Consider the following 20,164-nt stretch of genomic DNA (forward strand, 5'->3'; position numbering starts at 1 on the left):
TGGCTGACCGTGGCCACCCGGGCCAGCTCGGCATAGTGCTCATCAGATCCCTCGGCCGCCCCATGCGCGATCACCCCCACCTGATCCAGCGACAGCCGGCCCTCCTTCATCCCCTGCGCGCAGCGCGGGAACGCCTCCAGCCGCCCCGCCACGGTCGCAATCGTCGCGGCGTTTCCCGGCGACACCCCCGTCTTCCAGGCCACCAACGCCGCCACCGACCGCGCACCGGTAGACCCCCACAGCTCCTGGCGATCCACCTCGGCGACGATCTCCACAATGCGCCCATCAATCGCATTGCGCTGACCCGTCAACTCCGCCAACTCTTCGAACAACACCTCAAGATGCTGATCAGGGCGCAACCCCGCAGTGCCACACGATGCGGTCGAAGACATAACCGCATCATTACAGCCACCTACGACAAATCCGGGCCGCCTCGTCCGCACCAGCGGATACGCTGCCCGCCTCGGCGAAAGATGCCTGGCAGCGGCCAGAGGCGGCCTGCACGGTGCGCACCTGGCACCCGGTCACCCTCGACCACCGATCAGTGGGCACATGCCTGCAACCCAGCGCCGCAAAGCGACCGCGTTCGGCTCGAACACATTACGGCCGAACGGGAGGAAGAAGCGTGGGAATGGCTTGGCCGACACCACTTTCGCGCTGATGCGAAAAAGACCCTGCACAATGCCTACGGCATTCGATGAAGATTTCGGTGCAGCTGGATTTGTTGAACTGCGACCCTGAGCGTCTAGATGTGGCGTGCTGCCTCTTGCGCAAGCTGGACGCGGGAAGCGAGGCCAAGCTTGGTGTAGACGTGGGTGAGGTGAGTTTCGACGGTGCGTGGTGAGATGAAAAGCCTTGCGGCGATGTCCTTATTGCCCAAGCCCTCACGGACTAACCGGACAACGTCCAGCTCGGCCGGCGTCAGCGAGGCCCAGCCGGTCGACGGGCGTTTGCGTTCGCCTCGGCCGCGCTGCGCGTAAGCGATCGCCTCTTCGGTGGACAGTGCGGCGCCCTCGGCTCGAGCAGCCTCGAAGTGGTCGTGACCCATGGCATCTCGTAGCGATGCGACCAAAGCTTCGTGGTCGGCGCGGTAGATCTCGTACGGGACCTCGCCGGTGCGCTCCCGAACGGCATCGGCCGCCCCGACGAGTCGAGCGGCTTCGGGATAACTCCCGGCTTGTGCGGCAAGGAGAGCGAGGCAGTCGAAGGCGTCGGGCACCCCAACCTGTGCCTTGATACCGGCAGCACATGCGAGCGCGTCGTGCACGCCACGCTCGGCCACCTCCACCTCACCATCGGCCAACGCCACGCGGGCACGAGCAATCAGCGCCTTCATCCGAAAGAATCCTGTGGTTGATGACACGGCTTGATCGGCATACGGACGAGCCGCCTCGGCATCGCCTGCCGCGAGCTCGGTTTCGGCTCTCCATAGATTGTTCGTCGTCACAAAGCCGACGTCCGGTATGCGGCTATAGGCCTGTGTGAGTGCATCCTTCGCGGCGCCAACGTCGCCCGCCGCCAAATGTGCACTACCCAAGGTCAGATAGCCGAGTCCCTCGATCACCACGCTGAGATCGGCCGCGGTCTCGATGGCCGTTTCGGCGGCGGCTCTCGCCGCGATCGTCTTGCCCTGCCATCCCAACACAAAGCTTTGCGTCATGAGGGCGTTGAACCTACACAATGCGTCGCCGGCTGCGTCGGCGTCGGCGATTAACGCTCGTATTTCTGCATCGGCGCCCGAAAGGTCGCCCAACACCGCCCGCCCGCCGGCGATACCCCATAGGCGGCACTGGCCGGACGCGAATCGGTCACCGATCGCGTCCGCGAGGTCGCGCCCTTCCTCGGCCGCGCGCTCGGCTATCGGCTGGCCGGCCATCATGGCCGCGTACGCCTGGAAGCCCAGCAACTGGCTCAGTCTCCATTTGTCGCCCAGGTCGCGTGCCAACTCGATGGCCTCGGCGAAGTACGTTGCCGCTTCTTCGGGTTGGAACGCGGCCGTGCCAAAGCAGGCGGTGAGGGCGCGGACTAACAGGGATGGGTCGTCGAGTCGGCGGGCGATCACCAGCGCTTGGTTGGCCTGCTCTATCCGTTCCGGCACGCCGACCCAGCCGTCGAGTAGGGCCGCGTCGGCCAACGTCCGCGCCAGCACCGCCGGCGCCACCTCGCGGTCGACATTGTCAAGGTCGGCCAGCGCGGCGTCGATCCAACTCAGGCCCTCGTTCAGCCGGCCCCGAGTCAACCACAGGGGCTGCAGCGACGACGCGATCTGCAATGCCAGCTCGACGTCGCGATTTTCGCGGCTCCAGGCGAACGCCGCGCGCAGGTTGTCGATCTCGGTCTCCATTTGCTCGACGCGCTGCTGGTGACCGGTGGCCGCCGGGGCGTCAAGCAGGGCGGCCATCGCGGTGTAGTAGTCGCGGTGACGGCCCCGCACGATATCGGCTTCACCGGACTCGCCGAGCTTTTCCAAGGCGTATTGGCGCACGGTTTCAAGTAACCGATATCGCATTCGGCCGCCAGTATCGTCGGCTACCACCAGCGACTTGTCCACGAGCAGGCTGAGTTGGTCGAGGACCTGGTAGCGCTCGACGTCGGTTTCGCCTGCGACCGCACGTGCGGCGGCGAGGTCGAAGCCACCGACGAATGCCGCGAGCCGCCGAAACAGGACTCGCTCGGGCTCAGTCAACAGCGCATGCGACCAGTCCACCGACGCATGCAACGTTTGCTGGCGGCGCACCACCCTGCGGCCACCGCCGGTCAATAATCGAAAGCGGTCATGCAGGCTGTCCACGATCTCGTCCAGCGACAGCGCGCGGACCCGGGCCGCGGCCAACTCGATGGCCAGCGGCATGCCGTCCAGGCGACGGCAGATCTCCTTTACCGCGGGAAGGCCGTCGTCGGTGGCGGTGAAATCTGATCGTGCCCGACGGGACCGGTCGACGAACAGCTCGATGGCATCGTCGTCCAGAGAGAGCGACGGCACCCGCCAGGTCACCTCGCCGGCCACCCCGATCGGCTCGCGGCTGGTCGTCAGCAGCGTCAGCCCCGGGCAGCCGCTCAGCAGCGCGGTGGTCAGTGCGGCAACCGCGTCGAGCAGGTGTTCGCAATTGTCCAGCAACACCAGCATTCGCCGGTCCCCGACGAACCGGATGAGCGTTTCCGTTGTCGAACGGCTGGGCTGATCCGGCAGGCCGAGGGCACCAGCCGTGGCGACTGGCACCAGGTCGGGCTCGGCGATCGGCGCCAGGTCGACATACCACACGCCCGCGTCGAAATCTGCGGCCATCTGGCTCGCGACCTGGACGGCCAGACGGGTCTTGCCGGCACCACCAGCGCCGGTCAAGGTGACGAGCCGGCTGGCGGTGAGTGTCTGCCGCACGTCGTCGATCTCGGCGTCACGGCCGACAAAGCTGGTGAGTTGCACCGGTAAATGGTCAGCCGCAACGGGTTTCGCGGTACGAAGCGGCGGAAAGTCGTTGCGGATGTCAGGGTGGCACAGTTGCATCACTCGTTCGGGGCGTGCGACACCGCGCAGTTCGTGACTGCCCAGATCCGTCAGCCACGCATCGGCCGGAAGCGCATCGACGACCAAATCCTCGGTCGTACCCGAGAGCACCGTCTGACCACCGTGCGCCAGATCGCGCAGGCGTGCCGCCCGATTGATTGTCGGGCCAATGTAATTGCTTTCGTCGCGTAGTTGCACCTCGCCGGTGTGCACACCGATACGCAGCCGGATCGGCGATAGCGGTGCACGCTGCAACTCCAGGGCGCACGCGGTCGCCTCGGTCGCGCGGGTGAACGCGACCACGAAGCTGTCACCCTCGCCCTGCTCGACCGGACGCACCCCGCGGTAAGTGGCAAGCAGCTCGCTAAGCGTGCGGTCCAGGCGTGCGACGGCGGCCGTCATGCCCTCTGGCTGGGTCTCCCACAGCCGCGTCGAGCCCTCGACATCGGCGAGCAGCAGTGTCACCGTTCCGGTTGGCAGCTCGCCCACGCCTAACTCATCCCAGTTCATCGGCGGCATGTCCGCGCGTGGATCCGTTTCGGTCATGCTAGCCAGCATCTCGGGGCGAGAAGCCGCAAACATCAGGGAAATCCCGTACTTCTGCCTCGCTGAGCGATCGGTTCGATGCCACATCGCGGACACCCCGTATTTCGAACGGGCGTGTTTAGTTCCGTGTTCTCCCCGATGGTCTGACGCTGTTGAAAAGCCACCCTCGAGTGGACAACCCGACCGAGGAGGCCCACCATGACTGCAACCGTCGACGGATCCACCTGCCCGAGCGTTTTCGACGCCGGACTCCCGACGCTCCATTACGAGCATGCTCAGCACCCCGACGAGGCCCACGCAATCATCAGCCAGGCCCGCGAGAAGTCGCCGATAGCGATCGGCTCATACGGTCCTGAGCTACTGACGTACGAGCTTGTTCGCACTGTGCTCCGCGACCCGCGATTCAGGGTGCCGCAAGGGATGTTCCTTGCCGCGCAAGGCATCACCTCTGGCCCGTTGTGGGACCGCGTCGCAACCAACATTGTCAGTCTCGACGGGGACGAGCACCGCCGGCTACGGCGACTGGTATCCAAAGCCTTCACGCCGAAAGCGACCGCGCGGCTGCGCACGGTGATCACCGACATCATCACGGCACTGGTTCACCGCCGCATCCCCGTCGGACGCTGCGATGTGGTGAGCGACATTGCCCGCAGATACCCGATCGCAGTCATCTGTGCGCTGCTCGGAGCGCCGCCTGAAGATTGGGAACTGTTCTCTGGCTGGGCGGATGACATCTTGGAGGCCTTCGGCTGGAACGCCGCCAACCAAACGCCGACGATCCTGGCTGCATGGGATGCCCTGGACACCTACATCGACGAGATGGTCGCGCGGCGGCGTCACGCATTGACCGACGACCTCATCTCCGAGCTAATCCGTGCCGAAGACGATGGCGATCGACTCAGCGCCGGCGAGCTCCGTATGCTCGTCGCCGCGCTTCTGCTGGCGGGAACCGACACCACCCGCCTGCAGCTGGGCGCCGCGGCCCACGTGCTGTGCGATCACCCTGACCAATGGGCGCTCTTGGGCCGCAATCCGGAGCTCGCGGTCAATGCCGTCGAGGAGCTGATTCGTCATTCCCCGATCACCTTCGTCACGTTGCGGGCGGCCGTCGAGGACGTCGACCTCGCCGGCGTCACGATTCCGGCCGGCGCCATCGTCGTCGTCAACACCGGTGCGGCCAACCGGGATCCCGCGGTGTACGAGGATCCCGACCGTCTCGACATCAGTCGGGCAGGCGCACCGCCGATCCAGACCTTCGGCGGCGGCATGCACTACTGCCTCGGCGCCCATCTCGCCCGTCTTGAGCTGGCTGAAGCGCTGGCAGTCATGACACGGCGCATGCCCAACGCCCGCCGCACCGGTCCTGCGCCGTGGAAACCGGTGACCGCCCTGGGCGGCCCGATCACTGTGCCCATCGAATTCGACGCCGCCACTGACTCCACGCGCGCACTGCGTCCTCGTCCCTTGGGTGCGGCAGGCAATCATGTTCCGGCGGCGCCTGATCCGACTTCAACCAGGCTCACTCCGAGCTGCAAATCCACGTCGAACCGGTATACATCACTAGATGTATGATGATGTATGATGATGTCATGCGCACGCAGATCATCCTCAGCGATGAAGAGGTCCAACTCCTTGAGCAGGCCGCCAGGGCAAGTGGCGCGTCCAGGTCAGAGCTGATTCGCCGGGCAATTCGCACCACCTACGGAAGCCGAAGCAAGAATGAGCGGGCGGCGGCCCTGAAGCGCAGCGCGGGCTCCTGGCGGGGACGGGACTTCACCGGCGCCGATTACGTCGACGCAGTTCGCGGCGACCTCAACGAGCGTTTGAGCCAACTCGGTCTGGCGTGAAGCTGATTGATACCACGATCGCTGTTGACCACTTGCGGGGCGAGCCCGCAGCCGTCGATCTGCTCGCGGCGTTGATCGACAACGGCGAGGATATAGCGGCAAGCGAACTGGTCCGATTCGAGCTCCTCGCCGGCATACGAGACAGGGAGCTCGGCGCTCTTGAGGAGTTTTGTTCCGCCTTGCATTGGGCTGACGTGACCGAGGACGTAGCCCGCATCGCTGGACGACTCGCCCGGCGATACCGAAAGAGCCACAGCGGAATCGGTGCTGTCGACTACCTAATCGCCGCGACTGCGATCGTCGTCGGCGCTGACCTGTTGACGACAAATGTGCGGCACTTCCCGATGTTTACCGAGCTTGAGCCTCCCTACTGATTGGTTGGCGGCGCGACGGCGCCCGGGGCCATTCCCGAAGAGGACCAGGAACGCATCTTCCTCGCCGACTGTGACTACAACGGGCCGCCCGGCCATCTGCTGAGATTGCGGAACCGCGATACTGGTAACCATCGCTAGAACGCCAGGCCCGTCAACACCTGAAGCCACGGGAGAATCGCCAATGAGCGACGAGCAGCCGACCATCATCTACACGCTGACCGACGAAGCGCCGTTACTGGCGACTTACGGTTTTCTGCCGATTCTGCGGGCTTTCGCCGAACCGGCCGGCATCAAGATCAAAACCAGCGACATCTCGGTGGCCGCACGCATCCTGGCGGAGTTCCCCGACTATCTCGATGAAGACCAGCGCGTGCCGGACAACCTCGCCGAACTCGGCAAGCTGACGCAGGAGCCGGACACCAACATCATCAAGCTGCCCAACATCAGCGCCTCGGTGCCGCAGCTCGTGGCCGCCATCAAGGAACTGCAAGGCAAGGGCTACAAAATCCCGGACTACCCGGAGAACCCGAAGACCGACGAGGAAAAGAAGATCAAGGAGCGCTACGCCAAATGCCTTGGCAGCGCGGTGAACCCGGTGCTGCGTGAAGGCAACTCGGATCGTCGTGCGCCGAAGGCGGTCAAGGAGTACGCGCGCAAGCATCCGCACAGCATGGGCGAGTGGTCGATGGCGTCGCGCACTCATGCGGCGACGATGAAGCACGGCGACTTCTATCACGGCGAGAAGTCCATGACCCTGGACCGCGCCCGCAAAGTGAAGATGGAACTTGTCACCAAGAGCGGCAAGACCATCGTGCTCAAACCCGAAGTGTCGCTCGACGAGGGCGACATCATCGACAGCATGTTCATGAGCAAGAAGGCGCTGGTCGAATTTTACGAAGAGCAGATGGAGGATGCCCGCAAGACCGGCGTGATGTTTTCACTGCACGTCAAGGCCACGATGATGAAGGTCAGCCATCCCATCGTGTTCGGCCACGCAGTGAAGGTCTTCTATAAAGACGCCTTCGAGAAGCACCAGGCGGTGCTCGACGAGCTGGGCGTCAACGTCAACAACGGGCTGGCCGACCTCTACGACAAGATCGAGACGCTGCCCGCGTCTTTGCACGACGAGATCCTCCGGGACATGCACGCCTGCCACGAGCATCGCCCAGAGCTGGCCATGGTCGATTCGGCCAAGGGCATCTCGAACTTCCATTCGCCCAGCGATGTGATCGTGGACGCGTCGATGCCTGCGATGATCCGCGCCGGCGGAAAGATGTACGGCGCCGACGGGCGCCCCAAGGACACCAAGGCCGTAATGCCGGAATCCACATTTTCCCGGATCTACCAGGAGCTCATCAACTTCTGTAAGACCAATGGCGCCTTCGATCCCACGACAATGGGCACGGTACCCAACGTCGGGCTGATGGCCCAGAAGGCCGAGGAGTACGGCTCGCACGACAAGACGTTCGAGATTCCCGAGGACGGCGTCGCCAACATCGTGGACATCGACACCGGCGAAGTCCTGCTGACACAGAATGTCGAGACCGGCGACATCTGGCGCATGCCCATCGTCAAGGACGAACCGATCCGCGACTGGGTCAAGCTGGCCGTCACCCGCGCCCGCAACTCCGGCATGCCGGTGCTGTTCTGGCTGGATCCCTACCGGCCACACGAGAACGAGCTGATCAAGAAGGTCACCACCTACTTGAAAGATCACGACACCGAGGGGCTCGACATCCAGATCATGTCGCAGGTGCGTTCCATGCGTTACACGCTCGAGCGTCTGATCCGGGGTCTGGACACCATCGCCGCCACCGGCAACATTCTTCGCGACTATCTCACCGACCTGTTCCCGATCTTGGAGTTGGGCACCAGCGCCAAGATGCTTTCCATCGTTCCCCTGATGGCCGGCGGCGGAATGTACGAGACCGGTGCCGGCGGTTCGGCGCCCAAGCACGTCCACCAACTGGTGGAGGAAAACCATCTGCGCTGGGATTCGCTCGGCGAGTTCCTCGCGTTAGAGGCATGTTTCGAGGACGTGGGCATCAAGGCCGACAACCCGCGAGCCAAGATTTTGGGCAAGACGCTGGACGCCGCGATCGGCAAGCTATTGGAGAACAACAAGAGCCCGTCGCGTAAGACCGGCGAGCTGGACAACCGGGGCAGCCAGTTCTATCTCGCCATGTACTGGGCGCAGGAGCTTGCCGAGCAGACCGATGACAAAGAACTCGCCCAGCACTTCGCCCGGCTCGCCGACACCTTGGCCAAGAACGAAGAGAAAATCATTGCCGAACTCAACGAGGCCCAGGGCGAAGAGGTCGACATCGGCGGGTACTACTTCCCGGATCCCGACAAGCTCGCGGCGGTGATGCGGCCGAGCAAGACGTTCAATGACGCGCTGGCGCACGCCAACGACTGACGCCGGGCTTTGGCTGTGAATCCTTGGCTTTCGGTGTGAATCCTTGGCTTTGGGTGGGTAGCCTGGGCGGAAATTCGCGCCGATTCCCACCCTAGATTCACACCGAACGCCATCAGTTCACGCTCAAACCCCTCAGGTCGCGTTCAACGCCGTCAGTTCGGGGCGTACGCCGACTGCCGTGAACGAGCTCTGGTGTGCGGGATTAACCGCAGGGATAGAACGCGCCGGCCTGGAAGTTCAAGTATCCGAGTGATACGATCTCGAATCGTGTTCGAAGTTCAGGCACTGGGCCCGACGGGCCGATCGGCGGTGGTGCAGCGCCGCGGCGTGGAGCGCTTGCAGGCCATCCTCGATGCCGCCGAGAAGCTCCTTGCCAAGCAAGGCTACGAGGCTGCGACCCTCAAGGCGATTGGCGAGCTGGCAGGTATCCCGACTGCGTCGCTCTACCACTACTTCGCTGACCGGCATCAAGTCGACGCAGAACTCGTACGGCGCCATCTTTCTGCGCTCGATGCCCGACTGACTGCTGCGGCGACCAAATCCAAGGCGCGCACTCTGAACGATGCCATCGACGTAATCATCGACGAGTACCTTGCCTACTTCCGTGAGCACCCAAGTTTTGTCCAGCTGTGGTTCGCGGGGCGCAGCCCCGCACTCGAAGCGATGGCGCTTGCGTTCGATGAGGCACAGGCGAAGCGGTTCTGGGAACTACTAATCGAGCAAAAGCTCATCGGTAGCGATACCCCACAACTCGTCGTGCAGCTCGCATTCGAGGCCGGTAACCGCTTGTTCGATGTCGCCTTCCGGCGCTCACCGAAGGGCGACGACACCACGATCGGTGAGGCGCGCCGGCTGATCACCGCCTACCTTCTCACCTACGCGACACCAGCTTCAAAGCGAGGCAAGCGCAAGTAGCGGTGTGGTTCTCGTCGTCGCTCGGGATGTGATCTCGTCAGTGGCGTGCCAACCGGTCAGATACGCGGTCGCCGAACCAGCCCAGCGTCAATGCCGGTGAGCTGACCAGGCTGGGCCAAAATCCGCCACGGCCGTGCCAGATGGCCTCGAGGTCGGCGGGCATAGGTTCGCCGCACAGTCTGCCGGCGAGCATGTGGCCGACATACTGGGCTTGCGCAAAGCCATGTCCGTTGCACGCCAACGAATACAGCACATTTGACGACGCCTCCCCCGCGGCCGGCAGCCAGGTGGAACTCATGCCGATCCAGCCGCCCCACGCCCGTTGCGGCGCAACATCGTGCAAGCCGGGGAAGCGTTCGCGGAAACCAAGAAGTAGATCGTTGACCACGAGAGTCGAAGGCGTGCGCGGGATTAGCGATCTTTTCGTTGTCTCGAGACGCCGGGTGCCGAAAACAATCGTGTTTCGCTGGGTGACCCGATAACTCTCTAAGATCATGTGTGCGGTCACCATCGGCGCGCGACTGGTCCAGCCGATAGCATCCAGGCGTTCGGGGGCGATCGACTCGGTTTCCACTAGTGAGGTCCACACCGGGGACACCAACCGGCGCGGTGTGATGGCGAGGTCCTTGCTGTAGGCGTTGGCGGTGAGCAACGCCTGCTTGGCATGCACCCGGCCATCGGTCGCCGCGATGGTCACCCCGGTACCGCTGTCGGTGACATCATGCACTCGAGTGTGCTCGAATACCCTTGCCCCCGAAGTCAGTACAGCGCTGCGCAGCCCGAGCACATACTTCGCCGGATTCAAGGTTCCCCCGACACCTTCTCGCATGCCGCCGAGGAAACCTTCAGGAAGGCCCGCGTCTGTTCCGTCGACGAACTCGGCCGACGACCCTGCTTCGGCCATGATTTTCGCGTTTCGTCGCGTTTTGCGCAGTTGCCCCTTCGACACCGCCGCTTGCACGATGCCCACCTTTTCGAACTCGCAATCGATAGACCGTTTCTCGATGGCATTCTGCGTGAATTGCACTGCAGCCTCGGCGAACTGGAACAGTGCGCGGACCTTGCTGCGCCGGAGCAGCAGTGCCAGCAACGCGGGGTCAGCGGCGATCGAGTTGGTCACGTACCCCGCGTTACGCGAGCTCGCACCCCACCCGCAGGTTTCGGCCTCGAGCAGCACGACGTCTGCACCGGACTCGGCGAGCCGCAGCGCTGCGGTCATACCCCCGACGCCGCCGCCGATGACGGCGACGTCGCACGCAGCGTCCTCGGCGAGCGCAGGCTCACCCGTGGTGGGCAGCTCGGCCCAACCGGTCGTCGTCAAAATGTCCATATCTTGCTCGGCCCTAAGAGCTCAAGCTGCTCGCCCGCTGCGTCGTCACTGCTGTGCTCGGTGTGACCACTGCCTCGACGACCTCGTTGAGAGGCGATCCGCCGGCGGCTGCGAGCGCCGTGTAGAAGTTCTCCGGGTTGGCCCAGTCCTCGGGCGCCAAGACCCCCGACTGTGCGCCCAGTTCGCCGATGGCCAACACCATGAACGCCGCGGTTGCGGAACCAGTGAGCGATGCCATCGTGGTCCATGCGGTGCCGGGCCCACTCACAGGCGCCCGACGCACCGAAACCACTTGCATCCCATCGCGTTTGCCGGTCACCCGCACATAGTTGGTTCCGCGGAACGGGGGATGCTTGCGAGCAGCCGACATCGCAAGGAACTTCAGGACCTCGGCCGCGCTGATCTCACCACGACGAATCGTGCCCCACAGCCCCGACAACGCATGCCTCCACACCTTGAGTGAGCCGGTCTTGTCGGTCAGCAGGTCGTTGATGAAGTCGATGGCCTCGTCCATCGAGATCTGGCCTTCCTGCACGGCCACTGCGACGCCACGCATGATGCCGTTGGTAGGGGGCGGATCGAGTGCGCCCAGCACTCGAATCCGGTCGGCGCCCGGCCAGCGCCGTGGCATCGTCACCGGCTCCGGGTGCGCACACTCGTAGAGACGGTAGTTATCACCGAGGGTGTTGCCCAGCGCGAACACATCCGTCTCCAGAAAGGTCTGATGAGTCACCGAGCGACCGTGCTCCCACGTTTGACACGGTCCGGCAAAACCGCGGATCGCGTGATCGAGGACGGCACGCCCAAACGGGACCGGACCCTCGTCACCAGTCACCCAGCACACATCGATGCGTTCGACAGTGTCCATATCGCGGGCCGCATCGGCCGCCATCACATTGGTAAATCCGGGAGACGCACCGCATCCGATGAGGATCGGCACGCCGGCGGCCTTCGCCTGGGCATCGAGTGTCAGCGCCGCGCGCGTGCTTGCCTCATCATCGTCGAGGTCCAGATAGGGCACCTTCTTCTCGATGCACGCCTCCATGACCGGCTCGGCGGTGCGGTTGTACGGTCCCGCGCCGAGCACGACGAGCGCGGCACCGTCGATCGCGTTACGCAGCGCCGCCGCGTCGAACAGGTCAAATGAGCCGGCCGTCGCTGACCCTGCGGGCAGACTCGCGACCAGGGCGTCAAGGGATTCCGGCCGGATGTCGTAAAGCTCCAGCTTCCAGTCCTGGTCGCCTGCTGTCTTTGCGAAACGATCGATCGCGACGCGACACATGTCGCCGGCCGCCCCGATGAACACGATCCGCTTGGCCGTGGTTTGGTTGTTGCTCATTTTCCGCCCGCCTGCGCTTGTTATTAACTCGAACTCGATTCGTAATCGACAATACGCGAAGCCGTCGGATATGTCAACGCCCGCCGTGGCCGCAGGCATGGTCGAAGCGACGTTGACGCCGTTCGGCAAGCAATTTGAAGCCGATTACGATTGATTCGATCTACGGCTGGCAGCGGGCGTGTGGACCCGGGGTATCTCGAAGGCGCACAAGGCGGCCCGCCTGCTGAAGGTGGCTACAAGCAGTGCGGGTGGGGACGGGAAACTGGGCTCGTCGGCTCTCGACGTCTAGACCCAGACCAAGGCCGTCAACGTCTCGCCGGCGGGGAGTCGATGATCATGAAACCAGCCATGGAAGCTTCAAGACCAAACGGCCAGTCCGCCGCCGCTCGGCCTGAGATCGGAGATGAATATCGGCTGCCCGCGCGGGATCGAGGACGCGCGTGAGGAATTCGAGCTGATCGCCCAGCACCTGCTGCCGCCATGGGTCTTGGAAGACATCCAAGTGGTCGATGGGGTATTCGCGCAGCAGTGCCCAGTATCCGGCCTTCTTCGCGGCGCGGCGCGCCGCACTGGGTGGTACGACAGCGTCGTTTGTGCCGACCTGCATGAGCATCGGGCAGCCCAGACGGCTGGCAGCGGTGGTGGGCCGGTTCGCTGCCACCTGAAGCGCGTGACGGGCGCAGATTTCGTTGCGCGCGGTTGGGCCGGCCATCGCGTAGTAGGCCTCTTCGAGGCCAGGAGCGGTGATAATCGCCGTCGATCCAGGCTTCCCTACCACGGGTACGTCATGCGGTGCCCGCTTGGTGAGGGCGCGAGCCATGTCTTGCAATCCGCGTCCGGTCAGCCGCGCCAGTAGACCGCCTTCTCCCCGACGTACCATCCGCGCCAGCGTGGCCAGCCCGTCGGCGGCGGGATTCATCGAAACGATTGCCGCGACACCTGGATCTTGCGCTGCGACCGCGATGACATGGCCACCGGCATAGGAGAATCCCCACAACGCGATCCGGTCGCGATCGACGCCGGGCAGGTGCCGGGCCGCCGCGATGGCCGCGTGATAGTCCTGCCGTTGACGACGGACCGAAACATCTTGGCGGGGAACGCCTTCAGAATCGCCGAAGCCGCGGTAGTCGAATACGAACGCGTCGATACCGGCATCGGCGAAGGACTCGGCGAAGTCCAGCAGCCCGCTGTCCCGGGTGCCGCCAAAGCCGTGTGCCATGACCACGCACGGCCGACCGGCAGCATCGGCCAGCGCGTCGGTGCTGGCCGGGAGATGCCAGGCGGCGCAGCGCACGCCGTGGCTGGGGAAGGTGAGTTCTTTCGTCATCGCGCGCTCACTTCGATGCCGACGCCAGCGCAGCCGGCTTGGCGGGGGTGAATTTCAGCGCGTCGTCTTCGACCGGGCCCTCGCGCAGCCGTTCGGCGTCGAGTTCGTAGGCGTGCTTGAACGCCCACGGCCCGCGGGTGCCTCCCCGGGGGAACTTCGCGATCGCCCGCTGGACATAGCCCGAACTCATGTCCATCGCCGGCACCCGCTCCATATCCGGCTCGTTGAGCACCGGTTCGACGGTTCCGTGGCCGTGGGCGTCCATGTAGTCGAGCAGGCGGCAGAAGTGCTCGCACACCAAATCCACCTTGAGCGTCCAGGAGATGTTCGTGTAGCCAACGGCGAACGCCAGGTTGGGCACACCGGAGAGCATCATCGCCTTGTAGATCGTCGTGTCCGGCAGATCCACCGGTTCCCCGTCGACACGGAGCTGGATCTTGCCGAACGGCACCATGTTGAGTCCGGTTGCGGTCACGATGATGTCGGCAACCAACTCCTGGCCCGACTCCAGCAGGATGCCAGTCTTGGTGAACCGCGCGATCCGGTCGGTGACCACCGAGGCCTTTCCGGACGAGAGCGTCTTGAACAGATCGCCGTTGGGCACCATGCACAATCGCTGGTCCCACGGGTCATACCGCGGGGTGAAGTGGGTGTCGACGTCGAAGTGCTTCGGCAGCTGCCGGCGCACGTTGGCGATCAGCAGTCGGCGCATCAGCTTCGGAGCGCGCTTGCAGGCCTTGAACAAACCGCGGCCCATCGCGATGTTCTTGCGTCGCACGATCCGGTACGCGCGCTCATGGCCGAGCACCCTGTTCAGCGTGTTGGCGATCGGGTCCTCCGCCGGAATCGAGAACACATAGCTCGGGGAGCGCTGCAGCATCGTGATGTGGCCTGCCTTGTCGGCCATCGACGGAATCAGCGTGACTGCCGTGGCGCCGCTGCCGATCACGACAACCCGCTTGCCGGTGTAGTCCAGATCCGCCGGCCAGTGCTGCGGGTGGATCAGCTCGCCCTGGAAGTCCTCGGCACCGGTGAACGTGGGCGCAAAACCCGCCTCGTGGTCGTAGTACCCGGTACCCAGGAATAGGAAGCGGGCGGTGAAAGTCGTTGACCTACCGGACCTGTCGTGGTCAGCCGTGACCGTCCACAATCCCTGTTGCGAGTCGAACTCTGCGCTGAGGACCCGGTAGCCGAAACGGATGTGCTCGCCCAGGCCGTTCTCGGTGACAGTCTGCTGAAGATAGTCCAGGATGATGTGCCCGTCGGCGATCGACTTGCGGTGTGTCCATGGCTTGAAGCTGTAGCCGAAGGTCGGCATGTCCGAGTCCGATCGAATACCGGGGTACTGGAATAGATTCCACGTACCGCCGATCGAGTCGTGAGCCTCCAAGACTGCGAACGTGGTGCCCGGACGGCGGGTCTTGAGGTGATACGCCGCGCCGATACCCGAGATCCCGGCGCCGACGACCAACACATCGAAATAGGTCGCCTCAGTCGGACTGTCGGTCGTCGTCATGGATGCCTCCTGTGGGGTGATCGGCCACCAGAAACCGATCCCGAGTCGGGTTTGATGCTAGGGTGTGCCGCCATACCTGTCAACAACTGATACGATCTCGAGTCGTGTTCGAAAAATCGCATTCTCGCCAAGCGGCCGCGCGTAGGATCGCCGTGCAGCGCCGCGGGCTTGCACGCATGCGAACCATCCTCGACACCGCGGAGTTGCTTCTCGCCGACCAAGGCTACGCGGCTGCCACCATGAAGGGGATCGGCGAACACGCCGGCATCCCGACCGCGTCGCTGTACCACTACTTCGTCGATCGCCAACACATCGAAGTCGAGCTTGCGCGCCGCCATCTTCACGTGCTCGACGAGCGCTTCGCCGCTGCACTGAACCATCCAGAGGTGCTGACCATACGCGACGCCGTCGAGGCGACGATCAGTCCACTACTCGCCTACTTCCGTGAGCATCCAGGCATCGTCCAGTTGTGGTTCGCGGGCCGGAGCTCACCGCTCAGTGAGCTGGCGGACGGCTTCGACGAGTCGTGGGCAGAGCAGCTCTGGCGCTTCCTGATCGCACGATGCCGTATCCGCCGCGATACCCCGCTCGTCGTCGCCCAGCTTGCCGTCAAGGTCGGCGATCGAATCTTCGATATCGCGTTTCGGCAGTGCCCGACAGGGGATGACGCCACGATCGATGAAGGGTGCCGAGTCCTCACTGCATATCTCGAGACCTACGCGCCGAGTTAGGAGCCGTTGCGCCGGCAGGATGTTGGCCACCTTTCGACGCGGCTCCGAGGGAGTTCTGCCATCGCGCATTGACATCGTTGATTGCCGAGCCTATATTCGATTACGATTCGAGTTCGGATTAGACCATGAGCGTGGTACCCAACGGCGACCGCAATAGATCGGAGAGACTAGTGGCCAAGCGCGTGGTATTCATCGGAGCCGCCGGCGAGATGTGTCGACTGGCCATCGAGCGGTTCGTCGTTGCCGAGGGCGACTGGGAGCTGGCGCTCTACGACATTCGTCCCGAGCTGCTCGATCCGCTGCTACAGCGGCTCCCGGTCGGCCTGGCCACCGCAGCACGGCTCGACCTGTACGACGCCGAGGGGCTTCGAAACGCCATAGAGGGGGCCGCGCTCGTCGTGCTCGGCGCCGGGCCGTACAACCGCACCGCCGGCCCGGTGATGGAGGCGTGCCTCGAGGCCAAAGTGCCGTATCTCGATTTCGACGACGATATCGAGAGCACCCTGCACGCGCTGACTCTGCACGAAGAGGCCCGGACGGCCGGGGTGCCGATGTACGTCGGCTGCGGTGCGTCGCCCGGCATCACCAATGTGCTGGTCGCCGACGCGGTTGGCGAACTGGACAGTGTCGAAAACATCGATGTGTATTGGGTAGTCGGCGATGAGCGCGGATCCATCGGCCGCGCGGTCCTCGACCACATGCTGCGCGTCGCCGCCGGCCCCTGCATGACCTGGCAGGATGGCGGACCGGTCATGCACCAGTCGTGGCTGGAGACCCGCTGGACGGAGTTGGGTGGCGGGCTGGGGCTGACCATGGTGCACGAGACCGCTCACCCGGAGCCGGTGACCTTGCCACGAAAGTACCCGAATGCCAAAAACATTCGCTGCTTCGGCGGTCTGGATCCGGCACCCTACAACGGCCTTGTCCGTGGCGTCGGCCTGGCCGTGCAGAAGGGCACGATGCCCATGGAGGAGGCAGTGGACTTCTTGGAGGCTCTGCTGACAAACAAATTCGGCAGCGTGAAAGGCTGGCGCCACGCACTATCCGGAATGCGCAACCTCGTGCGCACCGGGGAGGCGACCCGCACCGAGCTGATCAAGTTTCTTGCCCTGGCGGCGGCGGGTCATACCTTCCCCTACAAGGCGGGCCTGAAGGTCGAGGTGACCGGGCTCCGGAATGGCATACCCGCCGTGGTCGGCCGCCGTACCCCGGTGAGCGGCCCTGGCACCTACCTGTTCACCGACATGGCAGCGGCGACAGGAACGGCGTGCGCCGCGTTCATGGTTGTCGCACTCGACGACGGGTCCAAAGCCCGCGCAGGGGTCTTCACGCCTGAAGAATGGGCCGAGCCGCAGCGCTTCTATAAAGCACTCGAACGTGTCGGCACCCCGCGCGACGAAATCCTCGACGCCGCGCACTAGGCGCCGGTTCATCGACACGCCAATTACCAAGCCTCGACACAAGGTTGACCATGGATCTCAAAACCGCACTCTACGCACTCGCCGATCTCTTCATGATCTTCGCCGGGCTTACTTACGGCTGGAAGTTCATCCGCAACTATAGAAACTACTTGCTCGGCCTCGAATGGATCATCGTCGGAACGTCTGGGACCAACTTCCTGGTGTACGGGCTCATCGGCGCCAACGAAACCAGTCCGATGTATCACCTGGCTTTCTTCTTGGATGCGTTCTCCCGGTCAATCGGGATCACCGTGATTCTCGTCCTGGGTCTGATGAAGGTCACCCACGGGTTCAAACCGTCGCCGGCCTTCGATATCGGCGTCTTCGCTCTCGCCATCGTCGCGGGACTGGTCATGTTGTTCTTCGCCCACGATCTCGGGCTGACCGCAGCGGTCTTCTATGTCGTGATGAATGCGCTCACCACCTTGTTCCTGCTCTATTTCGCGTGGCGGCTATGGAGAATCGGCGAATACGGTAACGCGATAGCCGTAACGGTCGTCACGGCCGCAGCGGCCGCGATCGCAGGGATGTACGACTTCTATCACATACCCGGCGACGATCAACACCACACGATCTTCTACATCTTGGCCCTCACCACCTGGGCCGCCCAGCTGACCGTGTACTACTTCGGATATCGCGCGCTGCATAACAGCAACGAACGAATCTCGGCTGTTAATGCACCCGCTTCACAAATGCCCACACGACCATCGCCCGCATGAACCAACTCGATCTCACCGGCCGCACAGCCATCGTCACCGGCGCCTCACGAGGCATCGGTTTGGCGGCCGCGCAGGCGATCGCGACAGCCGGCGGCAACGTTGTACTGACCGCGCGCCAACAAGAATCCGCGGATGCCGCGGCGGATGCTGTGTCCGGCAACGCGATTGGGGTCGGTGCGCATGCCGTCGACGAAGAAGCCGCCCGACGCTGCATCGAGCTAGCTCTCGAACAGTTCGGTAGCGTCGACATCCTCGTGAACAATGCCGGCACCAACCCGTCGTTTGGTCCAGTCATCGATCAAGACCATGCCCGCTTCACCAAGACCTTCGACGTGAATCTCTGGGCCCCCATCCTGTGGACCTCGTTGGCAACGCGCGCGTGGATGGGCAAGCACGGCGGTGTTGTCGTCAACACCGCCTCCATTGGTGGGATGGGGTTTGAGGCCAATCTCGGGCTGTACAACGCTTCGAAGGCGGCGCTGATCCACCTCACCAAGCAGCTAGCGCTCGAACTGTCCCCGAAGATACGGGTCAACGCCGTCGCGCCAGGTGTCGTCCGCACGAAACTGGCTGAGGCGCTGTGGAAATCGCATGAGAAGCAATTGACTTCGGCTACCGCGCTGGGCCGCATCGGCGAGCCGCAGGACGTCGGCGCGGCCGTGGCGTTCCTCGTCTCGGATGCGGCGAGCTGGGTAACGGGCGAGACGTTCGTGATCGACGGCGGACAACGACTCGGGAATGCCGAGCTGTTCCGGTCAGTCCCCGACATGAGCGCAGCGATAGTGCGGTCGCACTACTCGCCGTAGTCACCGAATGTGGGTGATATGGATGAATCCTCCACGTTCGACGGATAACTGGGGGACGTAGTCTCGCGGCTCACGCCATGCGTGCCGTGACCTGGATCTCGACCAGTGCTCCGGGAGCGGCCAATTCGGAAATCCCGACGGCCGTCCACGCCGCGTACGGAGCGGGCATGAACTCGTCCTTGACGGCGGCGAACGCCCGCAGGTGCGCCTGCAGGCCGACGTGGTAGGTGGTCATCTCCGTCACGTTCGCAAACGTCAGACCCGCCTCTTGCAGCAGTCCGCGCAGGTTCTCGAAAGCCAGGGTGAACTGTGCCGTCGGCTCTTCCGGGACGCTCAGGTCAGGTCGAAAACCGATCATTCCCGAGCACCGCAGATAGTCGCCGTCGATCACCGCAGGCGCGAAATGATAGGCGTCGTATATCGGCTTCATCCACTCCGGGATGACTTCTTTCATGGCAACGTCTCCAGATCAGCGCAGTTGGGCAAAGTAGCTGGACCGGTAGGGCTCACCCGGTTTCAGCGACGGGTCGTTGAGCGCGCTTGCGTCGGTCCCGTAATTCGGCTTCGTATTGGGGAGCGGCCGGTAGAACAGCTTGTCGCCGAAGAATCGCAGAACCAGAGTGTGGCGAGTCGTGCAATCCGGCGTCACCGGAGCGCCACCATGCAAGGTGCCGGAGTGGAACACCAGCGCATCGCCCGGCTCGATGTCCCACGAAATGACGTCCCACGACTTTGGGTCTTTCTTACGATCAGCCTCGATATCCGGGAGTCGCGGAAAGTATTCGCCACCCCAGGCCGGCGCCGTGGGGTCGGACGGATCGAGGTAGGAAGTGCCGTCGTACTGGGTGCCGAGATGCGAGCCTCGGACGATTTCCAGCGAATTACGTTTGGGCAGTTGCTCAAAGCTGATCCAGATGTTGACCAGATGCGGCCCGTTGGCCGGCATGTAGGAGGTGTCTTGGTGCCAGGGCGATCGCCCGGCCTTCCCGCCCGACTTGATGAACAGTTCCTCGCCGAGGAACCAGACGTGCTCCGAATCCCACAGGGATGCAACGAAATCGTGGAGTCTTAGCTCATCGATCAAGGCACAGTACTGGTCCACGTTCGCGGGATTTCCGTATTCATTGAAGTGCTCGTCGGGTGTTCCTTTGTACACCTTACTGGGCTGGCCCGGGTGGGCGATTCCGTAGTCGAAGCACTGCCGAACGCGCTCGAGTTGCTCGGGTGTGAACATGCCCCGGATGAGTACGGCACCGTCGTTCGCATAGTCGCGCTTCATCTGTTCGGTCACCACCCGCATGTTCGCCCTCCTCCCCTCACTAACCGCGTC

General features: G+C 63.7%; 17 protein-coding genes. 9 read left to right on the plus strand and 8 right to left on the minus strand.

All coding sequences use genetic code 11. The annotated features are described in order from the left end of the window. Together A5791_RS09980 and A5791_RS09985 are read right to left on the minus strand one after the other, a co-directional pair. Nucleotides 1-392: DUF222 domain-containing protein (locus A5791_RS09980; protein ID WP_156661117.1), on the minus strand; the 392-nt coding region annotated here is incomplete at its 3' end. A 353-nt stretch (nucleotides 393-745) separates the two neighbouring features. Next, nucleotides 746-4,051, minus strand: a complete 3,306-nt coding sequence (locus A5791_RS09985) for a LuxR family transcriptional regulator (protein WP_231995845.1) — start codon at nucleotides 4,049-4,051, stop codon at nucleotides 746-748. Between the two features lie 198 nt (nucleotides 4,052-4,249). Between A5791_RS09985 and A5791_RS09990 the strand changes: the two genes are divergently transcribed. From A5791_RS09990 to A5791_RS10010, 5 genes are all read left to right on the plus strand, one after another. Beyond that, entirely contained in the window at nucleotides 4,250-5,623 is a 1,374-nt protein-coding gene (locus A5791_RS09990) for a cytochrome P450 (RefSeq protein WP_082966845.1), read from the plus strand. A gap of 17 nt (nucleotides 5,624-5,640) precedes the next feature. Further along, nucleotides 5,641-5,898, plus strand: coding sequence for a CopG family transcriptional regulator (locus tag A5791_RS09995; RefSeq protein WP_067235251.1), 258 nt, complete (start codon nucleotides 5,641-5,643; stop codon nucleotides 5,896-5,898). After that, nucleotides 5,895-6,272, plus strand: coding sequence for a type II toxin-antitoxin system VapC family toxin (locus tag A5791_RS10000; protein WP_067234786.1), 378 nt, complete (start codon nucleotides 5,895-5,897; stop codon nucleotides 6,270-6,272). The genes A5791_RS09995 and A5791_RS10000 overlap by 4 nt, the downstream gene beginning before the upstream one ends. A gap of 181 nt (nucleotides 6,273-6,453) precedes the next feature. Beyond that, nucleotides 6,454-8,691, plus strand: coding sequence for an NADP-dependent isocitrate dehydrogenase (locus A5791_RS10005; RefSeq protein ID WP_067234787.1), 2,238 nt, complete (start codon nucleotides 6,454-6,456; stop codon nucleotides 8,689-8,691). 309 nt (nucleotides 8,692-9,000) lie between these two features. Then, on the plus strand, nucleotides 9,001-9,606 hold the full coding sequence (locus A5791_RS10010; RefSeq protein ID WP_231995846.1) for a TetR/AcrR family transcriptional regulator: 606 nt from the start codon (nucleotides 9,001-9,003) through the stop codon (nucleotides 9,604-9,606). 37 nt (nucleotides 9,607-9,643) lie between these two features. Here A5791_RS10010 and A5791_RS10015 read toward each other — a convergent pair whose 3' ends face one another. From A5791_RS10015 to A5791_RS10030, 4 genes are all read right to left on the minus strand, one after another. After that, entirely contained in the window at nucleotides 9,644-10,936 is a 1,293-nt protein-coding gene (locus tag A5791_RS10015) for an FAD-binding oxidoreductase (RefSeq protein ID WP_067234792.1), read from the minus strand. Between the two features lie 13 nt (nucleotides 10,937-10,949). Further along, nucleotides 10,950-12,275 carry a saccharopine dehydrogenase family protein gene (locus tag A5791_RS10020; protein ID WP_067234794.1) on the minus strand — a complete coding sequence of 442 codons (1,326 nt, stop codon included), beginning with the start codon at nucleotides 12,273-12,275 and terminating at the stop codon, nucleotides 10,950-10,952. Nucleotides 12,276-12,609: 334 nt separating this feature from the next. Then, nucleotides 12,610-13,602 carry an alpha/beta hydrolase gene (locus tag A5791_RS10025; RefSeq protein WP_067234795.1) on the minus strand — a complete coding sequence of 331 codons (993 nt, stop codon included), beginning with the start codon at nucleotides 13,600-13,602 and terminating at the stop codon, nucleotides 12,610-12,612. A gap of 7 nt (nucleotides 13,603-13,609) precedes the next feature. Continuing rightward, nucleotides 13,610-15,118 carry an NAD(P)/FAD-dependent oxidoreductase gene (locus tag A5791_RS10030; RefSeq protein WP_067234796.1) on the minus strand — a complete coding sequence of 503 codons (1,509 nt, stop codon included), beginning with the start codon at nucleotides 15,116-15,118 and terminating at the stop codon, nucleotides 13,610-13,612. Between the two features lie 176 nt (nucleotides 15,119-15,294). Between A5791_RS10030 and A5791_RS10035 the strand changes: the two genes are divergently transcribed. The 4 genes from A5791_RS10035 to A5791_RS10050 all read left to right on the plus strand — a co-directional run bounded on the left by A5791_RS10035 (nucleotide 15,295) and on the right by A5791_RS10050 (nucleotide 18,834). Continuing rightward, the gene (locus A5791_RS10035) at nucleotides 15,295-15,849 is read left to right on the plus strand and encodes a TetR/AcrR family transcriptional regulator (RefSeq protein WP_082966846.1); all 555 of its coding nucleotides are present in this window, start codon (nucleotides 15,295-15,297) and stop codon (nucleotides 15,847-15,849) included. 125 nt (nucleotides 15,850-15,974) lie between these two features. Beyond that, the gene (locus A5791_RS10040) at nucleotides 15,975-17,270 is read left to right on the plus strand and encodes a saccharopine dehydrogenase family protein (RefSeq protein ID WP_197504647.1); all 1,296 of its coding nucleotides are present in this window, start codon (nucleotides 15,975-15,977) and stop codon (nucleotides 17,268-17,270) included. A gap of 50 nt (nucleotides 17,271-17,320) precedes the next feature. Continuing rightward, nucleotides 17,321-18,028, plus strand: coding sequence for a transporter (locus tag A5791_RS10045; protein ID WP_067234803.1), 708 nt, complete (start codon nucleotides 17,321-17,323; stop codon nucleotides 18,026-18,028). Then, nucleotides 18,025-18,834: an SDR family oxidoreductase gene (locus A5791_RS10050; protein ID WP_067234811.1), complete on the plus strand. Its 810-nt coding sequence runs from the start codon at nucleotides 18,025-18,027 to the stop codon at nucleotides 18,832-18,834. The genes A5791_RS10045 and A5791_RS10050 overlap by 4 nt, the downstream gene beginning before the upstream one ends. Nucleotides 18,835-18,904: 70 nt before the next feature. On the opposite strand, the gene A5791_RS10055 is transcribed toward A5791_RS10050, so the two are convergent. Beyond that, nucleotides 18,905-19,288: a RidA family protein gene (locus A5791_RS10055; protein WP_067234817.1), complete on the minus strand. Its 384-nt coding sequence runs from the start codon at nucleotides 19,286-19,288 to the stop codon at nucleotides 18,905-18,907. Nucleotides 19,289-19,303: 15 nt separating this feature from the next. Further along, nucleotides 19,304-20,134 (minus strand): phytanoyl-CoA dioxygenase family protein, encoded by an 831-nt coding sequence (locus A5791_RS10060; RefSeq protein ID WP_067234824.1) that lies wholly within the window; start codon nucleotides 20,132-20,134, stop codon nucleotides 19,304-19,306. Nucleotides 20,135-20,164: the final 30 nt, after the last annotated feature.

This window comes from Mycobacterium sp. 852002-51163_SCH5372311, assembly GCF_001667115.1.
Classification (GTDB): domain Bacteria; phylum Actinomycetota; class Actinomycetes; order Mycobacteriales; family Mycobacteriaceae; genus Mycobacterium.